Source organism: Trabulsiella guamensis ATCC 49490, from assembly GCF_000734965.1.
Classification (GTDB): domain Bacteria; phylum Pseudomonadota; class Gammaproteobacteria; order Enterobacterales; family Enterobacteriaceae; genus Trabulsiella; species Trabulsiella guamensis.
The window spans coordinates 1-692 of record NZ_JMTB01000201.1; the positions used below are offsets into that span (position 1 = coordinate 1).

The 692-nt window shown below is 50.4% G+C and carries 1 protein-coding gene and 1 pseudogene; both read right to left on the bottom strand.

All coding sequences use genetic code 11. The features are described 5' to 3' along the window. Positions 1-87 (bottom strand): annotated as a pseudogene (locus GTGU_RS27135) (DUF7446 family protein); the annotation flags it as partial. Continuing rightward, complete coding sequence (locus tag GTGU_RS23555; protein ID WP_038163762.1) at positions 84-611, bottom strand: hypothetical protein; 528 nt, start codon at positions 609-611, stop codon at positions 84-86. The gene GTGU_RS23555 and the pseudogene GTGU_RS27135, both read right to left, overlap by 4 nt. Positions 612-692: the final 81 nt, after the last annotated feature.

Genomic DNA, 692 nt, shown 5'->3' on the forward strand with positions numbered 1-692 from the left:
TCCACCTTCTACATCGCGCATTTTCGCCAAAATGATTGTTTTGCTCAGCGGAGAAAAACCGAGCTGAAGTTTTGCTGCATTGCTCATGCTGCCCCGCCTTTGTTCAGTCTCTCATTCAACTCTGCAACACAGTCGCGGCCTGCCTGCTTGTAGGCTTCTGCCGCGTCGCCGTCATATTTGTCGTCAACGGCGTCTTCAAACTCTTCAATGGTGCCAAAGAAGCATCCAGCCGCGATTTTGAATTCTGTGCCAGTCCATGCTGCAAAGATGGTGCGTTCTGAATAACCACAGTTCCTGCGATATGCGATATTGCTGATGCATTCAGCGTCGAGATAAAGACCGGTGCACGAAAAGTTGTCCGGCAGCGCGGTGATGCCGGTGCCGCGCAGGTAGAGCGAGCCGCCCACGGTCAGATTGTCCGGCAGGTTAGTAATGCGGGTGCCTTCCAGGTCGAGCGAGCCGCCCACGGTCAGATTGTCCGGCAGCGCGGTGATGCCGGTGCCGCGCAGGTAGAGCGTGCTTGGCACGGTGATGCTTCCATTATCTGCAACAGTATATTTAATGTGTTTATGGTCAAGAATGCTGATGAATTCATTAATTATCGCGCTCATGTTTATCTCCATTATTTTTGTTTTTAATAAATGTAATTAATGCATTAACTCAGGAGCATCATCATTGCTGGCTGGTGCATT

Bases quoted from the DNA above. Each gene is read 5' to 3' on its own strand.
- GTGU_RS23555 (WP_038163762.1), bottom strand. From the start codon at position 611: ATGAGCGCGATAATTAATGAATTCATCAGCATTCTTGACCATAAACAC.